The sequence below is a fragment of the Paenibacillus helianthi genome, from assembly GCF_001909055.1.
GTDB classification, from domain to species: Bacteria; Bacillota; Bacilli; order Paenibacillales; family Paenibacillaceae; genus Paenibacillus_AQ; species Paenibacillus_AQ helianthi.
In genome coordinates, this window is sequence record NZ_LVWI01000014.1 from 34,468 (window position 1) to 58,594 (window position 24,127).

Consider the following 24,127-nt stretch of genomic DNA (forward strand, 5'->3'; position numbering starts at 1 on the left):
GAAGCATAGTGAAACATAATTATCGGTACGAAAATAACTACCTATTCGAGAATCCTAACGGGACGGATACACGGAATGGAAGTCTTCAGCTCGGTTTCGAGGGTTATACTAAAATTAATCTGGGCGGCGGAGCCGGGGGAATACAAGGGCAACCTGTGTATACAGCCCCTAACGGGGTGACAGTAACCTGCTCTGCCGGACCGCTGTCTTCTCCTGACTACAGCATAAAAAACCTGTTTGACGGATGTAAACATGCTGGTTTATTAAGCGCGGGCACCATGTGGATGACGAATACCTGGGATGCAACCTTAACTTTTGACTTTAATATGCTAGGGTCAGTCCCAATAAACCGGATTGTCCTCTACCCGCATGCCTTTTCGAACCAGTTTCTTAAGTACAGAATCTTATCTTCTTCTAATGGTGCCGACTGGGTAGAGCAGGTTGGAAATATTCTCACAACAGGTGGAAAGCAGGGGCAAGCTTATGTTCACGAGGTGGATATCGCTAAGCGGTATATGCGCTTTCAGTTTATTGGACTTAATACAGTGATATCACTTTACGAAATTGAACTCTACTCGGGGCCAAATACATTAAGTGATGGACTGTCAGGCGGTTCGGGAGGGCAAGGGGCACAGCTTGTTTATACCGCACCTAATGGTGTGATTGTCACCTCCTCTGCACGAAGTATTGGCAGTGCAACAGATTATTGTCTGGCCAATTTATTTAATGATGCACCTCCGATGGATGGAAGCTCATCTCAGAATCATTGGCTGACTTCCTCGGTGGGGAATCAAACGCTCACTTTTAACTTCGGTGCACCAACAAAATTTATAGGGGTACGGGTCGTTCCGCGTTGCCGTGACCAGGCTTCTTCTAACTACCGTATATCGGTATCAAACGACGGGATTAATTATTCGGAAATTGTCCCCTGGGTCGTAACGACATCGGATATGCAGACCCCTTATGGGGCAGTGAATGAGCATTTAATTTCCATTACCTCTCAGTATGTTCAGTTCGAATTAACCCAAAACGCCTCCTACGGTGTCTTGCTGGGAAAAGTCAGCTTCATTAAGCCTTTTCCTCTGTATCGAACAGATGCCGCCGGGTTCTACGTAACTACTACTGACAATTCCCAGTACAATACCAATTCCGCAGTGATTAGCAAAATCAATCCAACTCAGCTTGAGCCGGTCGGGACTGCTATTCGGTATTTAGTAAGCACGGATAACCGGGTGACCTGGACGACCTTTGATGGTCAGGATTGGGTAACCGTAGGGCTTGCTACAATCCACACTTCGGGGATGACGGCAGCTCGTCTACGAGCAGTCAAGGTGAATGACTGGTCTAAGGTCACTCGTAATAAGAAGGTCGATCTCGCCATTGGCCTGAGGTCAACTAATTCAAATCTGACCCCAGTGGTATTGAGTATTCAATCCACCTCCCGATATGTAGGAGGAAACACTAAGGGTACATTACTGGGACGAATTAAGAAATTTATACACCGCGGAATCTCTCTTTCCTTGACGGACTCAAGCCTTTATGAGCCCTGCAAGTATAGAGCTGCAGGGAGTGTACCTACATCGCCCCGTACTACAAAAATAAAATCTCTTATCCATCGGGGAACCTCATTTTCCTTAGGACAGGATTCAGCAGCAACCTATATACAGAATGTAGTCCGCCCTTCGGCGGTTTCTCCTGTAGTGCCTATACGGTCAGGGGTTCTCCGAAAATATGTGCATACAGGTACCTGTTTTGTTATCTTTGAATACATCGCAGATACCATTCCAGGTAACCGTGTGTTTAACGGGCATCATTTCTCCGTAGGTTTGGAAAATGAAACGATCACCCCCAGGGTCCTCCCGGAGGAGTGGCATCCTCTTGATTTGTACGTCAAAATTGAGGAGAAGCAAGTTCGTCCGTACAGGCAAGTGCAACAATATTGGGAGCGGTATCCTCAAAAATGAAGCAGCCCCCGTTTGGGGCTGTTTTTTTGGTATGAGAGCAATCCGCCCAATCGGCCTATCCTAATCATACTAGAAGATCAAAGGAGTGGAGCCGTTGCATAAGCAGCTCAGGAAGTTCATTCACCGGTGTAAGCCTGTTGAGTCATCTTTGGCATTCATAGCGGGCTTTTGGGGGCTACTGTTACTTACCCCGCTAGACACTTTTGGTGCCGGTGCTGACTACACCAAATTCTTAAAAACTCTGCCCGAAAATACATGGGGATGGATCATGGTGATCCTCGCCTTGGCAACCGTGGCGGGTATGCTCGGTCGGTATTACCACATCAGGAGAGCTGCGCTCTTGGCGTCAACTTTTATATGGTTCTTCATCAGCTCTCTGCTGTTTGCAGGGAATCAAGCATCTACCGGGTGGGGGGCTTACCTGAACTATGCATTATTATCTTCATGGGCTTACGTGAAAGTGGGGGAGCAAAGGCATGGACGTTAATGCGCTAGTAGCCCTGGCGGGCGTGCTCGTTACAGCGCTTGGCAGTGTGGCTGTGACTAAGTTCAATAATCGCAAGGATCTTACACTCAGCGACCGCCAGCAGCTCTCCCAGGAGCAGAAGCAGATTCGGGACGAGCTGAGAGAAGAGATTAAGTCTCTGCGTGATGAGATGAAAATTTGGCGTGACCGCAGTCTGCATCTGGAGGACGAGCTGCGGAACTGGAAAGAGAAATATACCACGCTGGAGCTCGATTATATCAAGGCGACTGCCAGAATTGAAGAACTGGAGAAACGTCTGAACCAACGCGAAGGAGGTGATTAATTTGTTAACGATCCAGCAGCAGCGAATACCAGTCAATCCGTTCTCGCGGCCAGGGAAAAAGCTTGTGGCCAAGCGGGGCATTGTCATGCATTACACGGCTGATCCAGGTGCTTCTGCACAGGCCATTGGCAATTACTTTAGCAGTCTTAAGAATCAGAATCCGGATGACGGAACAGGTGACCGTTACGCCAGTGCGCACATTCAGATCGACCGGGCAACGATTGTCCAGTCCCTGCCTTTTGATGAGATGGGCTACCATTGTGGCAGCAAGCAGCCTTACCTTCCAGAAGCCCTTTCCAAGCTTGGCTCGTACCCGAATAATTCCACAGTAGGTATTGAGATGTGTATTGAAGCAGACGGATTGATCCATGAAGATACCTTCAACAATGCCGTGGACATGGTAGTGTACCTCATTCAGCATGAGGGTTTCCCAGAAGTGATTTTTACCCATAAAGGGGTTGTCGGCTGGAAGGATTGTCCGCTTCCGTGGGTCAGGAACCCGAGTGAACTTGAACGCTTTAAGCAGGAAGTGCACAGCCAGCTGAATTCACAAGAGGAGGAAGAAGATTTGAACTTGTCAGCGAACCAATGGACGATACTCACTACTCAGCTCAAAGAGCTTTTTGATAAAAAACTCATCACGGATTCTACCTGGATCGACAAGGCGGCCGTAAAGAAACTTACGGTTTCCGAGCTGTTATTCATCAATACCGCTATTCTAAACCGGGGTATCAAGTAAGAAGCTTTCTATAGAAGGAGGGATAAGACATGAACGTAATCACTTTAATGGCGCTAGTGGCCTTTTTATCCGAAGCCTTAACTGAGATTCTGAAACAGGCCTTTCCGATTCAAGACAAACAAACCTATCTGCTGTCCATTGTTATCGGTGTGATTCTGGCCTTTGTTTTCGAGGTGGATTTATTCAATCTTACCGGGCCCGGGCACTATGTCTCTATCGTTCTGTGCGGTATTCTTGCCTCACGAGGCTCCAATTATATCAACGGATTGTTAAAACAAATAGGGATTATCACAGGCAGGTCATAGGGTTGCTGCCAACAAAAGCGAAAAACCGAGCAGAAGTTCTCTCGGTTTTTTTGCTTTGGACCACAGTATACTCAGTTATTTCTTATGTTCTTGTCTACTGCCCGAAGAGGAGCGGTCAATGTAGTTGTTCAACACTTCCAGGGAATCCAGGTCAAGAAGAGTTACGCTTAGTTTAGAATCCAGCAGCAGCTCCGCTACCTTTTTCATAATTCTCCCGGCCCGCATTTGTGAAATGTTCTCCGTTTCTGCTGTCTGGGTCTGATTTAAGCCGGCGATACGATGCTGAAGAACCCGCAGCTCCAACTCGGAAAGATGTTCTTGAATAGAGGCGACTATGTCTTTGACATAACTGCTGTCGGTAGCCTCTTCTTCTGTATTGTCGCTGCTGGTGAGAAAGTCCATATAAGTAGGATCTGAGTCTATGCTGGAGCCATCGGTTACCTTTTCCTGCAAATACTTCACTCTTGATCCAATAAGCATCGCTTTTTTGATCTGTTCCTCTGGTTTCTTCAGATTTTTTGCCAGAAGCTCCACTGATTCCTCTTCGGAACCGTTACCAGTTCGGATGTTAATCTGATTCATTAATTCATGGGCGGTTCGGGTAGGACGGATAATCGGGGCATTGTCGCGGAGGTAGCAGCGGACTTCGCGAACGATGGAGGGTACTGCGTAAGAGGAGAATTTCACTCCCCGTCCGGTGTCAAAAGCCAGGATTGCCTTAATAAAACCCAGGCGGCCGAGTTGAACAATATCGTCTTTTTCCACGCAGTAGTTCTGAACAAGCTTTTCGGGTTTCCCGATGTATTTGTGTACGCTGTGCCAGATTAAGGTTTCATGAAGAATTAAAAGATCACCCAGAAAGTCTGAATCTCTTTTGGCAAGGTCAATATTGGACATACTAGTTAACGAGTAAAAGTTCTTATCATAATCTAAGTTATTGCGTATATGTTCGGGGTAGCTACTCAAGTGGGGACACCTCATATAGTATGAATAATTTCCTGGAAGGCGGTATTTGAGGGGGGATTATTCTAAACTTCGTTCTGCGGAGAGGTCCTTCATTTATCAATGGCTTGATTCGCCAGGTGCTCAGCAAGAGTATTGTCGAACTCTTCTTTAGTGATGATTTGAATTTCTAACTCTTCTTTGGAGAGTACCCATCCTGCACCGTCTGTCATAAGCAGATTGATAAATACAAGGGGATCACTCATAAATTTTCCGTTCACGTAGTCGAATGAAATGACAGCCTTCTCGTAACCGGCGATCTGACCTGTAAACCAGGCATTTACAGATTCTCCGTCTGGACCTGTGTGCGTATTCTGAGGCACAGAAATATACTTGCCAGCTAGAGAGATTACCTCGTCTTCAGTTATGGTCTGATTGTAAATTTGTCTGCTCATACAAGTTCATTCCTTTCATCTGGATGGTGCTCATTTTGCAGTTCCCGCAGTCTTCGGGTGATCGAGCCGGCTGGAGTGGCTTGAATCAAATCCCTTGGCTGCTTTAATTCATCGAACATTACCCAGTAAGCATGCAGAAGCTCATTCTCTCTTTCGACGAGTGAAGGCATGAGCGATACAAGCAGCTTTACGTTTTCTTTAATGGTTCTCATAATAACCTCCTATCAAATAAAAAATCCCTTCCAATCACTATATACGTGAGGAAGGGATGTGAATTTAGGGAGAGTATAAAGTAATTATAAGGTCCAGGGAAAATAAAAAAAAAGGCCCCGGTTAGGGCATGATTAGGGAAATGAATTAAATGACTACAGCACACTTTGCCGTGATGCCGCTCCAAATTTGTGACATCCGTCCACGGCTAATGTCGAATACCTGTGCAATTTCTTTGAATTCATATCCCGAAATACGAAGACGGAACATCTCTTTCTCGCGTTCTGTCAGTCCCAGATGGTCCATAATATCCATCATTAGCTCTGCATTCTCGTAACCGAGATCCTTTGCCCCTGCTTCGTAGGTAACTTGTGTATCGTCGACACCATCAAATATAGCCAACGGAATAGCATTGACAACCTGTAAGTTGGATTTTGCTCCAGCCTTTTTCAGACAATCCCGGATAGCACTCGTTACGATGCGGTCCAGGTAAGTCGATACTTTTGACTTGCTGCTATCATATTTAGGGAGATATCGGTAGACTTTAATCAGCGCTTCCTGCACAACATCCTCACCATCAGTGCCCGCAAGGCGCATTCCATGTACTCGCTTTTCCACTTTTTCCTTGCTTTTTTGAAAAAAAACATCCATTTCTCCCAACGCGTAAAGCTCATCCAGTGTTTCAGTCCCCATGTATATCTGCTTCCTCCCAAGTTGATCACTTGTTAATTCATTATCAATATCTATTGAAATTAGGTATAACGTAGCAATAAATCTGTTCGTATACCTATTATATTATACGAACGAGTGTTCGTATATGAAACTATAGTCATGCTTTTTTGCCCCTGATTAACTAAATATACCACTTGCCAAATGTCGATAGCTGTCGTAAAATGCTGTATTTTTACAAGATTGAGCATTATTCATAATCCATACATCTTATTATAGGGAAGGAAGTCGTAAAATGCTGAATCCAACCATATCCTTCACCTGTTTGTAGTCGAGCTGTTCGCTGCTGATTCTGTTCATAGCTTCGTCAATAATACGCTCTATTGGGCTTGTGGTACTTGTAAATTCAAAAACAATAATCTCCGTTCCGTCGATTGTGTAGGTTACCCGATATGTCTGAAGGCTCATATCCCACCTCCAAAGAAGTTAAGCTGTTCTGTCGTTCCTTGCGTAGTCGTGTATTCTGGATTTTGGGTCACTGAGTAATTCCTCCTGATTCGCGGATTATCATTTGTACCGCTTCCTGTTGTTTTATACGCGAGGTACTGGACGGAATTTAGGGGAGGGATGCTTCGGATTAGGAAAAGTTGGGTTGTATGCGGAAGAACGAAGTCAAGTTGAAGCATTTGAGGGAAAGTAGTGTGGAAATTGGGGGTTAGCTTAAAGTGATGCTGTTCTCTTCATCAATTATTTCATTCATTTCTGCCTGCGTAACATGAATGGCTGCAAATTCACTGCAAACCCTTTGGATTGCCTCAAAAAATGTATAATTTTGCAGAAGGTCTTCGGCATTTAACCCTGCTGTCTGCAGTGCTTCCATCACTTCGTCAAGATCTGATTCACTTGTCAAAGTTTGTGCGGTTTCGATCATCTCTTGAATTGTAGCCATGAGTAAAAGGGCTCTTCTTGCTGGTTTCATTCATTCTCCTCCTTTATTGTAACGCGTTGAATTTAGGAACAGATCAATTTGGGCATCTCAGTATAACTGCATAATGATCATTTGGCAAGTAAACAATAGGGCAAATCAAAAGGCCACGATTAGGTGGCCCTGACTTCGCTTATGATAGAATTCACCAAATCCTCGTTCATGACTTTCTGTGCTTCAATTAAGACTGCTAAAATTTTCACCTTGTCGCCATAGATCGTAAGCAGAATTTTATTGATATGCTCCGAACTTAATCTACCCGCTTTGGCCATGGAGATTAAAGTGACGACAACAATGTCACCCTCAGCTTCACCAGAATGGACCCGGCGTTGTAGTTCATTAGCGATGGCTGTTACCTGGGTTTCACTCATCAAATTGTCCATTTTAGCAAATCCCCTCGCTATTTATAACTTCTTGTAGGTTCGGCTTTTCAAATGGATTAACATCCACCTCCGATGAAATAATACTCAACACAGTATATGGTGCTACAATTACTAGATTAACAGATTGTGTTTTTTAGCCTGCTTTCAATTAAGTTACATGGATCTTCCGGTAATGAAATCGTCTCCTTCCAACATAGTATCATACATCTTCGCTTAATTTTACTCTTGTCTTACTGGTTAATTATTGTAATTATTAGCTCTCGGGGGATTGATTGAAGATTATTACGAAATCCAGAAAGTACTCATAGTAGTATATTTATATAAGAAGGCGGGGAGGGAAGGAGAGGTGATTAACTGAAGCATTACAAGGCAAGATTATATATGTATATATTATAATTTTAACAAAAGTATTGGTAGTATGTTTAGGAGTTTAAAATTATAAGAACATTGGGCTTGTCCTGGAAAGTTGAGCGGACAGCTCTTTTTTTGTGACCATATACGTCTAAAGATTCTCCCCGTCATAATTTATGCAAATAAAGGAGCGGGAAAAATAAAAAATATGCTTCATCCAAATTTGGATATTTTACAGCAAATTCGAAAAATTGTATAGTAATTTCCTATATTGCGAATGTATGTTCGCATGTTATAGTGTAATTACCAATTTATTATGACGACAGCACTTGGAGGTGCGCACCTTGCCTTATGATTATTTTCCAGTATGTAGCGTATGCGGAGCTGTGGATGAATACGTGGCAAAAACATCCCAAAAAGACGAAAACGGCAATCATTTCATTCAGACGCTATGTTCTGTATGCGGTCATCCTATCTCAATAGTTGAAGCACAATACCGTTCTGAGAAACAGCTCCAATATTGTCCAGTAAAAGAGCGTTCAGAAAATTTCTTTCGTGAATTATCTGGTGATGCTTTAATAAAAGAAGCCTTTTTTTTAGAGAGCTTATATCTAGAATGGATGAAGCTTGAAGAAACACAAGGAAAAGTTGATCGGCGACTAGTTTTAGCTAGAACCTTCTGTCTTAAAGAACTCCGGCGGCGACTTATAAGCCCTGAATAACATAGATGCAGAATAACGGGGATAATCTGAAATTCTTCAACTATATGATCATTTATAAATTGAGACAATAACAGCTGAATAAAGGAAAGGATAAATGCGAAAATTACAGGCTATTACCCGATTGTACCGGGTAATGGCCTGTTGTTGTATAGAGTCAGAAGATCTCTATTAATGGCCTCTTAATAATCTAGAAGGCGTCCATTGTCATGCCAATGACCGTACATTTTATTTTCTCTAGTGTTTGATATCAATTTGTCTAATCTGCTCCTGAATATATCCGGCTGATTTTTATGGCTTTGTATCGTGTCGATCCGAACTCTTTGGTAAAGAGCCGGAAATGCCAAGAAATTTTCATATACTTGTCTTTCCTCTTGTAACCTTTGTTCTATGACCCTATCTATTGTAAAAGATTTGTAATCCATATCAGGAAGCGTCTTTCTTCCTTCGTCTCTCATGAACCCCAACTTTTCGAGGCGGCGGACCCGTTCTTTGTTCAATTCAGTCCATCCACTTCGTCTGCTTCTGGGAGACAGTCTCTGCGCCAGCTCTGATTCCGATATTTTCTTTTTGACCCCATCAATCCAGCCAAAACACAAGGATTCTTCGACCGCATCTAAATAGAGCAGCGTATCCGGGTGTGGTGTCATACCTACTACGACCCAGCAGGATTTCTCGGTCTTGGAATTTTCCTGCAGCCAAACCCTCAAGTCCTCTCTTGATACTGCTGTGATTAAATTTTCGATTTCCATAAAAAGACAAACTCCTTTCTGGTAGAGCGTCAGTCTGAGGATTCCAAGCGCCTCTCCGCCAGAACGGAATCATCATCAGGTTCCTGATACCAAAAAAGGGCATAGTCGTTCATCGTGGATGCGTGCCCCAGTTGACGCAGCATTGTAGAAATATTGCCCCTGTGATAGGTTCCGTGATTAACCAGATGCAGCACGATTTCGGACAGGCGTGTCTGGCGGATTCTGGTGAACGGATTGTTAAGCAGAATGGTTTGCTCCAAATCGGATTGGTTTTGGAACCATTCGCTGTATTGTTCTGCTAGCTGGGCAAATAGATGGGAGTATTCGTCCACAGAATGCAGGAGGTTCTTATTAAGCGGTATGGTTGCTTGCAGCGCCTCTGGCATACCCGTACCAGTTACAACCAGATACCACATTGTATCTACCGCATAAATGTGACTAAGGGCATGAGCAACGGTGGGGAACGAGCTGTTCACTTCTTGACTTAGCACAGAGGATGGGAGTTCCTTGATCCTCCCCAGGATCGTCTGGTTGGCCCAGGTGTGGTAATTCAACATTTGTAGCGGATGATTCATTTGCAACGTCTCCTTTGGACTTATCATGAATTTGATTTGGTTTCTGTTGTAATCATAAAAAAAGAAGTTTGACAACAGAGTGTCATACTTCTTCATAATGTTTGAGTGTATTTTGAAGCTGCTCTTTTATAATGGCTCGTAGTAGAGGGGGTTCTAGGACTTCGGCACCGCTGCCAAAACTCAGCAGAAGGGTCCAAAGCCATCGTGCGCTCAATGGTTTGTAAACTGGAATTCGCATCGTCATACTCCCATCGGCATGGAATTGCTTATGGACCTGATGAAACTGATCCATCGCTTCCGCCAACGCCTCCGGCCCTATCCGGACCACTACATCCTCCAGCTGATCTTGCTTATCCTTGTTAGAACAAGCAGCCACCTCCGGCACGCCGTGATGCGGTTCAAATGATTCCTGTGTCAGGCGCAAATTCATCAACCGGGACAGCCGGAACTCCCTGTAATCCCCCCGGGTTCGGCAAAATCCATAAACGTACCAATTCCGAAATTTAAAATGAAGCCGCAGCGGTTCCATATCGCGGGTAGTACGCTCATTCTCCGCATTGATATATTCAAAGCGGACGATATTACGCTTCGCAATGGCCGTACGTAAATGAGGAAGCACATCGGGCTCCGTCCGGAGAGTTTCAAGGTCCACTGCCAGGCTTGTGGTCAAGTGCTCCGGTCCGATCGTCTGAAGCCGTTCGATAGTCCCCTGCGCACGCTCATCTTCAAATACGGAGGAAAGGCTTCTGAGCACGGTAATCAGGGAATTGACATCATAAGAACCGAGCAAGCTTTTATCCATTTTGTATCCGTTCATCATGCCATAACCGCCTTTAGTCCCCTGATAGGATACGACCGGAAAGCCGGCAGCACAGATCACATCGATATCCCGGTAGATGGTTCTTTGGGAAACCTGGAACTCATCGGCCAGCGTGGAGGCAGACAAAACTTCGTGATTCAGCAGCTTATAGATTATAGAGATCAATCGCTCCAATTTCATAGATATAACCGCCTGTTATTCCGTTTCGTATTACTGCCCGTTATTATATCACAGGATACAGCAGTCAAGAGAAGCGCTGACGGTATTGGCGCGGTGAAATGCCCTCCAGCTTCATGAAGCTGGAGCTGAAATAAGGAGCCTGGTTGAAGCCGACCTCTTCGGCAATCCGCGCAATGGGGAAGCTGGTCTGCATCAGCAGCAGCTTGCTCTGCTCAATGCGGTAGCGGAGCAGATATTCTATGGGGGAGCAACCGTACTCCCTGTTCATGCAGCGGGCAATGTAGACCGGATGGAAGTTAAGACTCTCCCCGAGCCTTGCAGTCGTGATTTCCTCGCGGTAGTGGGCCCGCAGGAAGGAGGCGGCCTGTTCAGCACAGGCGGTGGACTGGGAACCGGAGCGGCCCTGCTCTATGGAAGCCGCGAGCTGCTGGAGGATTTCCTGGAAGAGAATTTGCTGCCTGAAGCGGACGGAGGTCAGATGGGCATTGCTTTTGAGCTGCTCCAGCTGGAGTAGAAGCTCCTCTATTCTGGCAGGCTGGAGCAAGGTGATGTGCTGGGAAAGGCGCAGGCTGAACGGACCGATCCCGAAGTACGCTGCGGGAAGCGGCTCGGCAGATACACTGGATTCAACAGCTGGATCAATCATGGCTCCACCGGCTTCATACAAAACAGAGGAAGATGCACTATCCACACTCCAGCTGCCGGACGTTTGGAAATGCAGCCAATAATAGGCCGTATCTTCACGGCAGCCCTCACTTCCATAGTGATGGCAATCCGGCCGCAGGATAAGCGCTTCGCCTGCGTTCACTGTAAAGCTTCGGTCTTCCTCGCCGATATAGAGGCAGCCCTGGCGGACGATCAGCAGATCGAACACCTGAATGTGCTGGCGGTTTGGATGAAGATAGCCAGTCTGGAATTGATTCAGCCCGCTGATAATGTAATGAGGCAAAGGCGGGACGGAAAATTGTAAGATATCCATGGCGTTTTCCTCTCTATTGAAGGTTTGGATATTGAAAGTTTAGGTTTCGTCTGTGGTACATTTTTCAGAGTATATCACCTATAATTTAGTTCTGACAAGATGAATTGTATCGAAGTGGGCGCAGGATTCGAGTAAGGGCGCGCACCGGAGGAGGGTTGATTTCGTGAAATCTATAACCGGGAAAGCCGGTCTGTGGATGCTGGCCTGGCCGATCTTCATCGAGATATTTCTGCAGACGCTGCTGGGAACGGTGGACACGATTATGGTCAGCCGGATTTCGGATGACGCGGTTGCGGTCGTAGGAATTTCCAATCAGCTGTTCGGTGCGTTGACCACGCTCTTCACCACCTTGGCTGGAGGGGCGGGAATACTGATTGCGCAGCGTCTGGGTTCGGGGCGTTCAGAGGAAGCGCGTACGATAGCTATTATGGGAGTAACGTCCAGCAGTATCCTGGGCTTCGGAGTTAGCCTGCTAATGTTCCTGTATTCTGATCCCACGGCCCGGCTGCTGCATATCTCCGAAGAACTGCTGCCGCTCGCACATGTCTATCTCACCTATGTCGGGGGCGGATTGTTCCTGGTCGGGATGACCGTTGCGCTGGGTTCAGCGATCCGCAATACCGGAAATACCCGTGGTCCGATGTATACGGGAGTGGCGGTGAATATCATTCATATTGCCCTGAACTATCTGCTGATCTTTGGAGTGCTTGGGTTGCCGGAGCTGGGCCTGGCCGGCATCGCGGTGTCCAATATGATCAGCCGGCTGCTGGGTGTCTTCATTCTGCTGTATCTGTTCATCCGGTCCTTTGAACGTACGGTCCGGCTGCGGGATTTCCGGATCTTCAACCGGAGGCTGTTCGGGGAGATCGTCCGTATCAGCTGGCCGCTGGGCCTCAATTCTTCATCATGGGTACTGTCACAGCTGGTGATCTATTCGTTTATGGCAATACTCGGGGCAAAAGAACTGGCAGCCCGCACCTATCTGAATACGCTGGAATCCTTCTGCTTCACGTTGGGTTATGCCGTCGCGATGGCTGGACAGATTCAGCTTGCTCATCTCTTCGGCGCCCGGCAGATGCAAGAGGTCTATCAAGGGGCTTACCGCACGCTCTATATCGGGTTGGTTATTGTCGGTGCCAACGTGCTGCTGCTGTTTGTGTTTGGGAGAACGCTGCTGGGATTTTTCACAGAGGATGAGGCGATTATTTCGATAGGGGTATCCCTGCTAGCCCTTAATCTGCTGCTGCAGCCCTGCAAAATGCTGAACATGGCCATGGGTAATTCGCTCAATGCGATTGGGGATACCCGCTATACTATGTATGTCTCCATCTGCTCCATGTCGCTCATCGGTGTGGGCTGCTCCTACTTCCTCGGGATCAGTGCCGGCTGGGGTCTGACAGGCATTTATTGCTGTATGATTGCCGATGAGGCGACAAGAGGGCTGCTGGTGCTGCGGCGCTGGCGGAAGCGGAAGGTGCTGAGTGAGGCAGAACGGCGAATGGATGAGGAAACACCGGGGCTGGCGGTGAAACGGGGCCGGGCTCTTTTCGTGGAATCTTAGATTAGTGATGCATATGGTCTTCTATATAATGCTCCGGGGCTGTCCTGATACAGGAGAGTTTACGGGGCTTTTTGCCGTTCAACCTTTGTTTACTCCACAGAAGTCAGAAATGTTCACTAGGCGATAGTCCACAATATACAGGAATACCCTTAAGCTGCACTATTCACCCTGGAAGGTGTCTTCTATACTCAAAACATACATTGGACGGTGCGGTTGAACACAGCTTCAGGCGTCCAAGCGGGGGAGCAGGCATATGCTGCCGCAAATTATTTTATAGGGGTATAGGAGGGTGAAGGCTTTGAGATACCGCAAACGCAAGAGTGGAATACCACTCGCCATTGAGCTTCCTATTAAGGGGGCGGGGCTGCCGTCCGAGACGGGGGCCTGGGCACAGAAGAAGAAAAAGAAAGGTTTCCTGCATGAGCTGGTCCATAATCGGATTCTTTTTCTGATGCTGCTGCCTACACTGCTGTTCTTTCTGGTCAATTCGTATTTCCCGATGGTCGGCGTGTATTACGCGTTTACCCAGTTTGATTTCAATTCCGGTTTGTTCGATGCACCCTTTGTGGGTCTCAAAAACTTCGAATTTCTCTGGAAGTCCGGCACGCTGGTGAAGCTCACTCTGAACACGATTGGCTACAACCTGGCGTTTATCCTGCTGGGGAATGTGCTCGCGATTGTCTGTGCGATTCTGCTCAGCGAACTGCGTATCAAATGGTTCAAAAAGCTGACCCAATCCATCATGTTCCTGCCGTATTTCGTCTCCTTCGTTATTCTGAGTGTTATCGTATACAACGTGTTCAATTATGATAACGGTTTCTTAAATACGCTGCTGGCCCAGTTCGGGGCGGGACCTGTCGATGTCTACAATAAACCGTCGGCCTGGATTTTCCTGATCATTCTATTTTATCTCTGGAAGAATCTTGGCTACAGCATGGTCATTTACCTCGCTTCCATTACTGGAATCAGTGAAGAGTATTATGAAGCGGCCAAAATCGACGGTGCCCATATCTTCCAGCGGATCTGGTATATCACCGTGCCAATGCTGAAATCGACCTTTATAGTGCTGTTGCTGTTCTCGCTGGGAAGCATTATGAAAGGGCAGTTTGACCTCTTTTACCAGCTGATCGGTAACAACGGGGTCCTCTACAATACCACAGACATTCTGGATACGTATGTGTTCCGTTCACTGAAGGTTACCTTTGATGTCGGAATGGCGACGGCGGCAGGGCTGTACCAATCGCTGTTCGGTTTCATTCTGATCATGACAGTGAACTACATTATCCGCAAAATAAACGATGATTACGCTTTGTTCTAGGATGTACTGAACACGATACGGAAGGAGAAATAGAGCATGCATATCAAAGACGATCATTATACAAGGCTGCTGCAGGGTCTTGCCTACACGGTTATCATTCTGGGCTCTCTGGCCTGCCTGATTCCGTTCCTGCTGATTATTTCGGCATCCTTGACTGCCAATGATTCGATCATTAAGGATGGTTATCATCTGATTCCGGCGGTATTCTCGCTGGAGGGCTACAAAACGGTGTTTACCTTCCCGGACGAGGTGCTGCGTGCATATGGCGTTACACTGTTCACTACGGTGACGGGCACGATACTGGGACTGTTTTTTATGACTATGGCCGGATATGTACTGGCCCGCAAGGATTTCAAGTACCGTAATACCTTCTCATTCTACATCTACTTCACCACCCTGTTCGGTGGGGGGCTGGTACCCTGGTACATTATGATGACCAAATATCTTCATCTTACCGATTCGTATGGGGCGCTGATTTTTCCGGGGCTAATGACACCGTTCCTGATTATTCTGATGAAGAACTTCATCCGTTCAGCCGTTCCTGAGGAGCTGTTCGAATCCGCCAAAATCGACGGAGCCGGTGATTTCAAAATCTATTGGAGGATTGTCCTCCAGCTGTCGATGCCCGGCATCGCCACGGTCGGCCTGTTTCTCGCCTTGGCCTACTGGAACGACTGGTTCTCGTCTTCGCTGTTCATCAATGATCCGCATAAGTACCAGCTGCAGTTCCATCTGTACAATGTAATCAATTCGGCAGCTTTCATTGCCAACATGGGCGCGGGTACCGGTGTCAGCCTGGGCAGTGATTTGCCTACCGAGTCAACCAAAATGGCGATGGCCATCGTCGTTACCGGACCCATTCTGTTTCTGTACCCGTTCATCCAGCGCTATTTTGTAAAGGGCTTGACCGTTGGGGCTGTAAAAGGTTAGAACCGAGTGGCAGAAAGTACCATTACCGTGCTTCTGTTATTCGGCTAACATAGAGTCATACAAGATAAGGGTAGCTCACCAAACGTAGCGTATGCTTCCAAAGTCAGTTTTGTACGAAGCCTGAACAAGGGAGCTGTGCTCACAAAACTTAGCGTATGCTTTCGAAGTCAGTTTTGTACGAAGCCTGAACAAGGAAGCTGTGCTCACAAAACTTTTAGGAGGGTTCATATGAAAAAGAAAGCAGGCAGAAAAACTCTGGCAACGCTTACAACAACTGCGCTGGCCCTATCGCTTCTTGCAGGATGCGGTGGTAACAACAGCAACAGTAATGCTAACAAAGGCAGCGCTGGAACAGAAGGCAAGACCAATACTGCCGCCACAACAGAGGGTAACGCAGCCCCCGCAGCTGAAACTGGAATCGATACCTCGAAGAAGGTTGAGCTTCAGTTCTACATGCTTGGAGACGCTCCGAAGGATCTGCCGATCATTCAAGATGAAATCAATAAGATGGCTCAGGAAGATCTGAATGCTACCGTGAAGTTCAACTATACAAGCTGGACGGACTGGGATCAGAAATACAAGCTGCTGCTGTCCTCCGGCCAGGCGATTGACCTGATTTTCACAGCGGACTGGACCCAATATCAGTCATACGCCAAACGCGGCGCGTTCCTGGCTATCGATGATCTCCTGCCCAAGGCTGCACCGGAGCTGCAGAAATTCGTCCCTGAATCGATGTGGGAGGATGTGAAGGTAGACGGTAAAATCTATACGGTTCCTGCGACCTTTAAAGAATACGTAACTAACGGTTTCGTATATCGCGAGGATCTGCGCAAGAAATATAATCTGCCGGCTCCAAAAGATCTGGCTACCTATGAGGCCTACATGGACGGAATCAAGGCCAATGAGCCGGATATGATGCCTATATCCCTAAACAGCGACATCGGCAATAATCTGCATTACATTTATACGGAGTTGAATAAAATGGTCGGTGCTCTGCCTTACGGTATGGGCGTGAAGTATGAAACACCTACAACAGTCTACTCCTATTGGGGCTCTGATGAGCAAAAAGAAGAGCTGAAGACCATGAAGCGCTGGGCGGACAAAGGGTTTATTCCCAAGAACGTGCTGAACATCAAGGATACGATGCAAGACCCGATTACTTCAGGTAAAGCGGCCAGCATGTTCGGAGATAATCCTAACCGCTTTAACGATATGAAGATGAAGATCAGCACAACACATCCTGAGTGGGAGCTGGCCTATTCTCCATTCGGTAGAACTACAGGCTATGCTACGCCGGTACATCCGATACACAATGGTTTTGCCATTCCCAAGAGCAGCAAAAATCCCGAAAGAGCACTTGCTTTCTATCAGAAGCTGGTCCTGGACAAACGGTATAACCAGCTGACGCAATACGGTATTGAAGGCAAGAACTACACTGTAGAGGGCGGTTACTACAAGCTGGTAGGCACTAGCCAATCCAATGGCTTCTCCCGAGAGGGAATGAACGGCTGGGCTTGGAGAAATCCGGAATTCATGTTGTTCGATAAGGGATTTGATGGAGTAAAGGCGATCTTCGACGAGCTGGACAAGATTCAGAAGCCAGATTTGTTCCTGGGCTTTGCGGAGGATTACAGTTCGTATCAGGCTGAAAAAGCGGCTCTGGAGCAAGTTGAGAAGCAGTACCTGTTCCCGCTGGAAGCCGGGCTGGTAGATGATGTGGATAAAGGACTCGAAACCTTTATGCAGAAGGCCAAGCAGGCTGGTCTGGAAAAGATCCAGGCGGAATGGACGAAGCAGTGGAATGCTTATACTGCTGAAAAAGGGATCAAATAATAGAGGAGTGCCCCGGCAGCGGTTTGCCGGGGCTTCTTTTTGTCTGGAGCCCAGCCAACTAGAAAAATGTCATATTTGGTGCTGGCCGTAACTCCAGGGAATGTTTGGACTTCCGGCCGCTGTTGTCTCCAGATGTTTTGGATTGTACCGCTTATAGCGGATAACATCCGGAGACAAAGGCGGACGCTATCGCTCCTCCAGTTCCAAACTTCCCCTCCGTTACTTTTCACCTTAATGGTATTTTCCAAGTTCATCAGGACAAGACAAAATGCCCCTTTGCCGCTTCCGGGACAAAGGGGGAGGAGAAGGGGGTTTCTATTTCTTGGAGAACAGCTCGATACTTTGCGTCTCCAAAATTGGATTCCAAATGCGTTCAACCGATATGGTAAGCGGCTGCGGGTAATCTGCAGCTTGACTGTCAAAAGATAAACTCATCTCATCTATTCCTGTGCCATCACTAGAGATCGTGGTGCCGCCGAAATTGTGTAGTGCAGTTTCTCGATTCGTTCTTTCATGCACCTGGCCGTTAGCATCGGTAAAATTGTCGTCGAGCCATGTGCCGGTGTACTCCGCCTGAACCGCCCCTTGCGAATCGGTATAATAAGACAGGTTGGCTACTTTGCGCCGCAGCAGAATCTCATCCGCTGTTGCATTATGCTCTTGCTTGGATGTGACCATTTCAAAATCGTCTGTCGGCGCTTCAATAATCTGCTGCTTGTTCAGATCGGCTACAAATTTCATGCGGTCCGGTTCCAGAGCCGAAATGCCGGCAATCTTCAGCGAGGCGGAATCCGGCTGGTTAAGCCCGGTATGCCTGAACACCAGTGTTGCCTGCGAATGGTCTTTGTACACTTCGGAGTTATCGGCCGTGATTCTGCCCGGATAAACTAATTTATCGATTTGACTCCCGGTTGTTGCGATCAGAACGGGGTTAAGCAGGCTGAACATCCGTTTGGTGTTCGCCTTGTCATACTCCAGATCAACATAGGTATTCAGCGGAGTATATTGCACTTGGAGTACTTTGATCTTTTGACCGTCCACCGTCAGCGTACGATTCACAGACAGTGTACGCTCCTGGTCTTTAAACCTGGCCGGGTCAAGCTCGAACGATACCTCCAGGGCGGTCCGATACTTGTTGCTGCTGGAAGTGAGCGCCTGGTCGGACGTTCCGGTGAGAATCAGAGTGAACTTCACATCCTTGGAATAGGCGATGGAGGCCGGATAGTTGGTGGAATAAATAAAATCCTTGCTTTGGCCGGGCTGGATCCGGGAGTCACTATCGTACGCCATTTCCAGGGCTGCGCCTCGATGCGGATATGGAACCTCGAAATCCCCGAATTGAATCTTCGTATCCGCAGGAATAACTTCTGTATCCGTATCGTTTTGCACGCTGAACAGGATATACACTTTACGGCCATCCGTGACGGCGCCATCCACATCCATGCGGTAACCTTTGTTTGTCGCACTCTGACGGACTGGCTTGATCAGATCCCGTTCCAGAATGTCAGCAACCAGCCGATTGTGTAAGGGCTGGTTGCGATAGGCCGCAAAATCATCCCAGCTTTTGGTGCTGGCCGCCTGTGCTGAACCGCCGAGGTCAGAATCGCCTGTATCTCCGGCTGGCAGGCCGATGGAGAAGAAAATCAGAAAAATGGCTGCGGCCGTGGCTAATACGGCCCCGGCTCCATAGGAATAGAAACGCCGTTGGCTGCGTTTTTTGCCTTGCGCCACTCCGCTGCGCATTGCATTATAAATTTTCATTTCCTGAATCGTCTCCGCATTTAGATTGACCTCTTTGGCATCCTGTTTCAGGATACGTTCTTCTTTTTCCAACATCTTTAGCCACCTCCCACATGCTCACAAATAGTTCCGCAACTGCCCCAGTCCTTCACGCAGCCAGGTTTTGATTGTGCCCTCAGGCTTATTCAGTACCTTGGCAATTTCGGCGGTCGTCATATCCTGGTAATACTTGAGCATCACGGCATGCCGGTATTTCGGCTTCATCCGGTTCATCGCCCGCTCCAGATCGAGACGATCGCTGCTCCTCATCTCCTGGGCTTCCTGCTCCTTCAGCTTCTCCGCCGGAACGACGCGTTTTTTGCGCCGCAGCTCATCCATGCAGCAGTTGATGGTAATCCGGATTAGCCACGGTGTGAAGGCCTGTTCGTTTTTGAGCTTTTTGTGCTTCATCCAGGCCCGGCACGAGGCTTCCTGCACCGCTTCCAGGGCATCCGCTTCGGAACGCAGATAGCTGTACGCGATCGCATACAGTTTACGGTGCTCGCCCGCAAGCCGTTGAAAGAATACCTCTTCATCCATCAGCGTAACATCCGCTGTATTGGCCTTGTTCATTATCTTCTCCACCATTCACCATCCCCTCTTCCTTGTTTGTGTCGGTCTATGGAAGAAGTCGCCCCGAAATATGTTTTCACAAGTAAGACGGAGTTGACCGGAAAAACGATTGATTATTTTACTAAATTAAAACACATACAAGAATAGGCCAACCAGTAGTTCTGGCTGACCTAATAATACTAAGACAACCTAAAGGTGTCTTAAGAGGATACTATGCATGCTTGGAGCGGCGGTAATCGGTAGGCGTGGTGCCAAAGCTGCGCTTGAACATCCGGTGCAGGTAGGAACTGCTGGTGAACCCGCAGCGTTCGGCAATGGTGGTTACAGGCAGATCGGTATTCTCCAGCAGGCTGCAGACTTCGCGCATCCGCACCTCCAGGATGACGTCCACGATGCTGGCCATCGTTTGCTGCTTGTATAGGCGGCTGATATAGATTGGCGACATATCCAGCTCGTCAGCAATCTGATTGAGGCTTAGGCTGGGCTCCATGTAGGCCTCATTTATTTTTTGATTGATCAGGCGGACCAGTTCGGGCTGCTTGGAGCTTTTTTTCTCGGCCAGCTGTTCATGCATTTCATTGAAAAGAGCGAAAAAGGCCTGCTCCAGCTCCGCGACCGTTTCTACCAATTCCAAAGTGGGCAGTTCGACAGCCCCCTCATTTTGCAAGCGGTTACGTTTTTGGACGTTGATGATAATCTCCTTGATGGTCACGCTGAGTCTGGATACAGTCAGCTGTACCGACGAGAACGGATAGGCTGAGGTCTCGCGGATAATGCTGCTGAAATGCTCACGGGCTTCTTCCATTTTGCCGCTCATCAGCGCATCGACGAGTCTTTTTTCTTTTTCTGTAGGATAGTGATAAAGGTTAGCTTGAAGGGCATGGATGGACTGGGCGCTGATCATGCAGCCATGCCCGTAGAACAGCCTATGATTGGAAGCTTCCCTAACCTGCTTATAGAGCTGGTGCAGCTGCAGGGGATTGCGGTCAATATGACTATAGGTAAGGGTCAGACTCACCTTCAAATAGTCGGAGCAGGCCTGCTGAATCTGGCGGAGCAGCGTCTCAATCAGTTCGGTGTCCGTGTATTCCTTGGGATCTACAATATTCAAAAGCACCAGGATGCCGTCATCGTTCATGTCTACAGTCTCCACACGATAGGTCTGACCACAAATTTCTGAAGCGATATTCATAATGGCGAACTTGTAGGCCAGTAAATACGATGAACGGGATTCCCTGAACTCCTGGTAATTGTCAATCCGCAGCAGAATCAAGCGGTAATCATCATTGAAGGTGAAATGGATACCGAGCTGGCGCAGCTTCTCGACCTGCTGGATGGATTGCAGGGGCTTGAGGCCGAGAATCAAATCGCGCAGCGTATTTTGCCGGATGGTGAACATGCTGTCGCGTTTTTCGGATTCCAGAATATTCATCTCCCGGACAATCCGGTCGATGGGAAGATACAGTCTGCGCGACATGAGCCAGGAGAAGGCGATACCTGCCACAAAAATCAGTGCGGCAATCAGCAGGGTGGCGTTGCGGATGCTGTTGGTCTGCTTGGTGATGATATCGTAAGGTGTGATGCGCACATACTGCCAGCCTAAAGCATCCTGCGAAGTATATGAGATCAGCGAGCTGACCCCGCCGAATTTCCCGATAAAAGAGCCGGAGGCCTGACCCTGAATCCGCTGCTGAACCCAATTGGTCTCCAGCGGAGACAATTCCTGCGGCTCAAGACTGCCTACGGACAGAAATTTTCCTTGATCAGCGAGAATAAAGGTAGCGCTCCTGGAGTCCACGGGACTGGTGATTTCTTTGTTAATCCATGGCGCCGAAATGTTGACAATAACGGCAGAATTGATGGCCCGGTCCCAGCCAATGGCGTCGAAGCACAGGAAGGTATAGGCCCGGACCCGGTCATTCTCCGCGGCGCCGTTGGAATACACGCGTGGAATGGGGGTGAACGGTTTGTATTCTTGATAATGATTCAGAATATCCAGAATGCTCGTGTCTACTAATTCCTGCTCCGTAAATACACCGTTCTGGCCGTGTGAAGAGGCGATGTACAGCTTTGCGCTTTTGGGATTGTAGACATAGATGGACTCGATATAAGGCATGGAGCTGAGGTAATTCCCCAGTTCGGACATGGCTGCCGTAACATCATAGATATCCGGTTTGTCGTAAAATACAATTTTGGAGACAGTGCTGTTGCGGTAGATCTGAAATGAAAGCGATTGCGCGGCATCGGTCATGTTGACCACCTCTTTGCTCGTTTGCGTGAGGTTGCCAAGGTCGGAGCGGAAAGCCTGCGTTTTTTCCACGCCAATATAATAGTTGTAATAGATGATGGTGGAGACAAGGAAGGTTAAGGACACACATAACGTCATACTGACCAATATTTTGCTGTACAGTGCTCTTTTGTTGCCGATCTTGTTCAGTCTCATAAGCATCCCCCTGATTCACTGTGTATGGGTGTGATGATCACGCCTTCTCTCTATTGTTCACAGTATCAGTATAAGCTTCACACCGTGAACAGAACAGTGGAGCAAGATGAGAATATTGCACAGGCTGAAGTTCAAGGGAGTGAACAAATCTAATATTTATGTACAAAAGCTACTTACAGCGCATTTTGATTTCTTGATAAAGTAAATGTACACAACATAATCCAATTGTGCTAGGCTAATTAATATTTATTTTGCTGGTACAACTTTACTCTTGTGGATATGAGAAGGGAGCAGGACGATTGCTGAAAGTAATGCTGGTGGATGATGAGCCATGGGTGCTCGAAGGATTAAGGACTATGGTGGACTGGAAGAGATATGGATTTGAAGTGTGCGGGGGGGCTCAGAACGGCCCGGATGCGTTCTGGATGATTCAAGAGCTTCGGCCGGATTTGGTGCTCACGGACATTAATATTCCTGTGATGAATGGATTGGAGCTGATTACCAGGGTGAACGAAATTATGGACAAGGCGCCGCGGTTTGTAATTTTGAGCGGATATGACGACTTCAATTATGCCCGGACAGCCCTGCGTGAGCGGGTCGATCAATATTTGCTGAAGCCGATTGACGACGAGGAGATAGGGATTCTCTTAGATAAGCTAGGCAGGATGATCCGAAATGAAATCGCTTCCGAAAAAGAACGCTGGAAGGAACAGGCCTGTTTGACCAGCCATCTGCTCGGCCGTTTCATTCAGGGCGAAGACAGCGAAGAACTACGCCAGCTCTCCAGGGATGTGCTGCAGCTTGATGAAGATGCTGAACTGGTGTGCATTCTGATTGCAGCCGCTACTCCTGTGGTCCATGCAGAGAGACAGAGGGATGGAGGATTTCCTTGGGAAATCAGTTATGCGTTTCAGGATGGCGCGGGCCGGGCGGGACTGGTCGTGCAGTCCGCTGCCTTGTCTTCCGATGCGCTGGAAGGAGCCGTCAGTCTGCTGCAAAGAGAACTGGCGGAAGAGCTTCAGGAGCCTGTTATTGTAATGGTCAGCGACCGGCTGACCGGTATGGCCGCCATCCGCGAGAGCTATCTGCAGACTCTTGAGGTGTGGAAGCTTAAGTACCAGAGAGAGCGCAGCGGGATTTTCCATTACAGTGATCTCAAGAAGTGCCGGCCGGAGAAAAGGATTCATGAAGAAGGGTTCACGGCACTTGTGAACAAGGTCAAGGCGGGTGAAGCAGCGAAGCTGCAGGTTTATGTCAAGGAGGCTTTTGCGGGGTTTGGTGGTAAGCTGTTCACGGTAGAAGAGGTCCAGGCAGAGGTTGCCCATCTGGAAATGACTCTATACCGCCATCTCAAGGAGATGAATGGTGATCCTGACATAGTGATGGGTAATCTCCAGGCTGAATTCGGAAATCTCGGAGGGCTTGGTGATTATTTTCTGCTGAGCAGTTATGTACACAGGCTGTGTACAGAGAGTACTGCCTATCTGGCGGAATTGAAGCAGGCCAACCAGGGAAACACCATATTTAACGTCATTCAGTATGTAGATCTTGAGTTCAGGGGGAAGCTGCAGCTTCAGGATCTGGCCAGGCAGTTTCACATGAATTCCACCTACCTGGGACAGTTGTTCCGCAAGGAGACCGGATGCAGTTTCAGCGAATATGTGAATGAGAAGCGGATTGAAGCAGCCAAGGGGCTGCTTAAGCGGACGCAGCTCAAAATATCGGATATCGCGCTGCAGGTCGGTTTTTCGAATACGGACTATTTCATCGAGAAATTTAAGGGAATGGTGGGGGTCCCGCCCTCCGTATACAAATATGCGGGCAACAATAAGCAGTTCTAAGAAAGCCGGTGC

The 24,127-nt window shown here is 47.8% G+C and carries 25 protein-coding genes; 11 read left to right on the plus strand and 14 right to left on the minus strand.

Annotated features, from left to right (window positions below; genetic code table 11):
* Window positions 1-8: 8 nt before the first annotated feature.
* The 5 genes from A3844_RS06220 to A3844_RS06240 all read left to right on the plus strand — a co-directional run bounded on the left by A3844_RS06220 (window position 9) and on the right by A3844_RS06240 (window position 3,817).
* Window positions 9-1,964, plus strand: coding sequence for a discoidin domain-containing protein (locus tag A3844_RS06220; RefSeq protein WP_074106931.1), 1,956 nt, complete (start codon window positions 9-11; stop codon window positions 1,962-1,964).
* Window positions 1,965-2,058: 94 nt separating this feature from the next.
* Window positions 2,059-2,451: a hypothetical protein gene (locus A3844_RS06225; protein WP_074106932.1), complete on the plus strand. Its 393-nt coding sequence runs from the start codon at window positions 2,059-2,061 to the stop codon at window positions 2,449-2,451.
* On the plus strand, window positions 2,441-2,773 hold the full coding sequence (locus A3844_RS06230) for a hypothetical protein (protein WP_074083714.1): 333 nt from the start codon (window positions 2,441-2,443) through the stop codon (window positions 2,771-2,773). The genes A3844_RS06225 and A3844_RS06230 overlap by 11 nt, the downstream gene beginning before the upstream one ends.
* A gap of 1 nt (window position 2,774) precedes the next feature.
* Window positions 2,775-3,512, plus strand: coding sequence for a peptidoglycan recognition protein family protein (locus tag A3844_RS06235; RefSeq protein ID WP_074106933.1), 738 nt, complete (start codon window positions 2,775-2,777; stop codon window positions 3,510-3,512).
* Window positions 3,513-3,541: 29 nt separating this feature from the next.
* Entirely contained in the window at window positions 3,542-3,817 is a 276-nt protein-coding gene (locus tag A3844_RS06240; protein ID WP_074083716.1) for a hypothetical protein, read from the plus strand.
* 75 nt (window positions 3,818-3,892) lie between these two features.
* On the opposite strand, the gene A3844_RS06245 is transcribed toward A3844_RS06240, so the two are convergent.
* From A3844_RS06245 to A3844_RS06275, 7 genes are all read right to left on the minus strand, one after another.
* Complete coding sequence (locus A3844_RS06245) at window positions 3,893-4,783, minus strand: sigma-70 family RNA polymerase sigma factor (protein ID WP_074083717.1); 891 nt, start codon at window positions 4,781-4,783, stop codon at window positions 3,893-3,895.
* 89 nt (window positions 4,784-4,872) lie between these two features.
* The gene (locus A3844_RS06250) at window positions 4,873-5,214 is read right to left on the minus strand and encodes a hypothetical protein (protein ID WP_074106935.1); all 342 of its coding nucleotides are present in this window, start codon (window positions 5,212-5,214) and stop codon (window positions 4,873-4,875) included.
* Window positions 5,211-5,426: a hypothetical protein gene (locus A3844_RS06255; RefSeq protein WP_074083719.1), complete on the minus strand. Its 216-nt coding sequence runs from the start codon at window positions 5,424-5,426 to the stop codon at window positions 5,211-5,213. The genes A3844_RS06250 and A3844_RS06255 overlap by 4 nt, the downstream gene beginning before the upstream one ends.
* 145 nt (window positions 5,427-5,571) lie before the next feature.
* Window positions 5,572-6,117, minus strand: a complete 546-nt coding sequence (locus A3844_RS06260) for a sigma-70 family RNA polymerase sigma factor (protein ID WP_074083720.1) — start codon at window positions 6,115-6,117, stop codon at window positions 5,572-5,574.
* Window positions 6,118-6,366: 249 nt separating this feature from the next.
* Window positions 6,367-6,561, minus strand: a complete 195-nt coding sequence (locus A3844_RS06265; RefSeq protein ID WP_074083721.1) for a hypothetical protein — start codon at window positions 6,559-6,561, stop codon at window positions 6,367-6,369.
* Window positions 6,562-6,808: 247 nt separating this feature from the next.
* Window positions 6,809-7,072, minus strand: a complete 264-nt coding sequence (locus A3844_RS06270) for a hypothetical protein (RefSeq protein WP_074106936.1) — start codon at window positions 7,070-7,072, stop codon at window positions 6,809-6,811.
* Window positions 7,073-7,191: 119 nt separating this feature from the next.
* Window positions 7,192-7,461 carry a hypothetical protein gene (locus tag A3844_RS06275; RefSeq protein WP_074083723.1) on the minus strand — a complete coding sequence of 90 codons (270 nt, stop codon included), beginning with the start codon at window positions 7,459-7,461 and terminating at the stop codon, window positions 7,192-7,194.
* A gap of 695 nt (window positions 7,462-8,156) precedes the next feature.
* On the opposite strand from A3844_RS06275, the gene A3844_RS32230 reads away from it, so the two are divergent.
* Window positions 8,157-8,534, plus strand: a complete 378-nt coding sequence (locus A3844_RS32230; RefSeq protein WP_143192023.1) for a hypothetical protein — start codon at window positions 8,157-8,159, stop codon at window positions 8,532-8,534.
* A gap of 179 nt (window positions 8,535-8,713) precedes the next feature.
* Here the strand turns inward: A3844_RS32230 and A3844_RS06280 are convergent, their stop codons facing one another.
* The 4 genes from A3844_RS06280 to A3844_RS06295 all read right to left on the minus strand — a co-directional run bounded on the left by A3844_RS06280 (window position 8,714) and on the right by A3844_RS06295 (window position 11,837).
* Window positions 8,714-9,283, minus strand: a complete 570-nt coding sequence (locus A3844_RS06280) for a YdeI/OmpD-associated family protein (RefSeq protein ID WP_074106937.1) — start codon at window positions 9,281-9,283, stop codon at window positions 8,714-8,716.
* A 29-nt stretch (window positions 9,284-9,312) separates the two neighbouring features.
* Window positions 9,313-9,858 (minus strand): DinB family protein, encoded by a 546-nt coding sequence (locus A3844_RS06285; protein ID WP_074106938.1) that lies wholly within the window; start codon window positions 9,856-9,858, stop codon window positions 9,313-9,315.
* Window positions 9,859-9,940: 82 nt separating this feature from the next.
* Window positions 9,941-10,858 carry a helix-turn-helix transcriptional regulator gene (locus A3844_RS06290; protein WP_074106939.1) on the minus strand — a complete coding sequence of 306 codons (918 nt, stop codon included), beginning with the start codon at window positions 10,856-10,858 and terminating at the stop codon, window positions 9,941-9,943.
* Window positions 10,859-10,922: 64 nt separating this feature from the next.
* Complete coding sequence (locus A3844_RS06295; protein WP_074106940.1) at window positions 10,923-11,837, minus strand: AraC family transcriptional regulator; 915 nt, start codon at window positions 11,835-11,837, stop codon at window positions 10,923-10,925.
* Between the two features lie 163 nt (window positions 11,838-12,000).
* Between A3844_RS06295 and A3844_RS06300 the strand changes: the two genes are divergently transcribed.
* From A3844_RS06300 to A3844_RS06315, 4 genes are all read left to right on the plus strand, one after another.
* Window positions 12,001-13,398 carry an MATE family efflux transporter gene (locus A3844_RS06300; RefSeq protein WP_244169708.1) on the plus strand — a complete coding sequence of 466 codons (1,398 nt, stop codon included), beginning with the start codon at window positions 12,001-12,003 and terminating at the stop codon, window positions 13,396-13,398.
* Between the two features lie 451 nt (window positions 13,399-13,849).
* A complete protein-coding gene (locus A3844_RS06305) occupies window positions 13,850-14,716 on the plus strand; it encodes an ABC transporter permease (protein ID WP_244169711.1) in 867 nt (288 codons plus the stop codon).
* 36 nt (window positions 14,717-14,752) lie between these two features.
* The gene (locus tag A3844_RS06310; RefSeq protein ID WP_074106941.1) at window positions 14,753-15,646 is read left to right on the plus strand and encodes a carbohydrate ABC transporter permease; all 894 of its coding nucleotides are present in this window, start codon (window positions 14,753-14,755) and stop codon (window positions 15,644-15,646) included.
* A gap of 228 nt (window positions 15,647-15,874) precedes the next feature.
* A complete protein-coding gene (locus tag A3844_RS06315) occupies window positions 15,875-17,479 on the plus strand; it encodes an extracellular solute-binding protein (protein ID WP_074083729.1) in 1,605 nt (534 codons plus the stop codon).
* Window positions 17,480-17,794: 315 nt separating this feature from the next.
* Here the strand turns inward: A3844_RS06315 and A3844_RS06320 are convergent, their stop codons facing one another.
* The 3 genes from A3844_RS06320 to A3844_RS06330 all read right to left on the minus strand — a co-directional run bounded on the left by A3844_RS06320 (window position 17,795) and on the right by A3844_RS06330 (window position 22,274).
* A complete protein-coding gene (locus tag A3844_RS06320) occupies window positions 17,795-19,315 on the minus strand; it encodes a DUF4179 domain-containing protein (protein ID WP_074106942.1) in 1,521 nt (506 codons plus the stop codon).
* Between the two features lie 21 nt (window positions 19,316-19,336).
* Window positions 19,337-19,846: a sigma-70 family RNA polymerase sigma factor gene (locus A3844_RS06325; protein WP_083606724.1), complete on the minus strand. Its 510-nt coding sequence runs from the start codon at window positions 19,844-19,846 to the stop codon at window positions 19,337-19,339.
* Between the two features lie 196 nt (window positions 19,847-20,042).
* Window positions 20,043-22,274 (minus strand): AraC family transcriptional regulator, encoded by a 2,232-nt coding sequence (locus tag A3844_RS06330; protein WP_074106943.1) that lies wholly within the window; start codon window positions 22,272-22,274, stop codon window positions 20,043-20,045.
* A gap of 299 nt (window positions 22,275-22,573) precedes the next feature.
* Here A3844_RS06330 and A3844_RS06335 point away from each other — a divergent pair, with 299 nt between their 5' ends.
* On the plus strand, window positions 22,574-24,115 hold the full coding sequence (locus tag A3844_RS06335; protein WP_083606725.1) for a helix-turn-helix domain-containing protein: 1,542 nt from the start codon (window positions 22,574-22,576) through the stop codon (window positions 24,113-24,115).
* Window positions 24,116-24,127 lie beyond the last annotated feature (12 nt).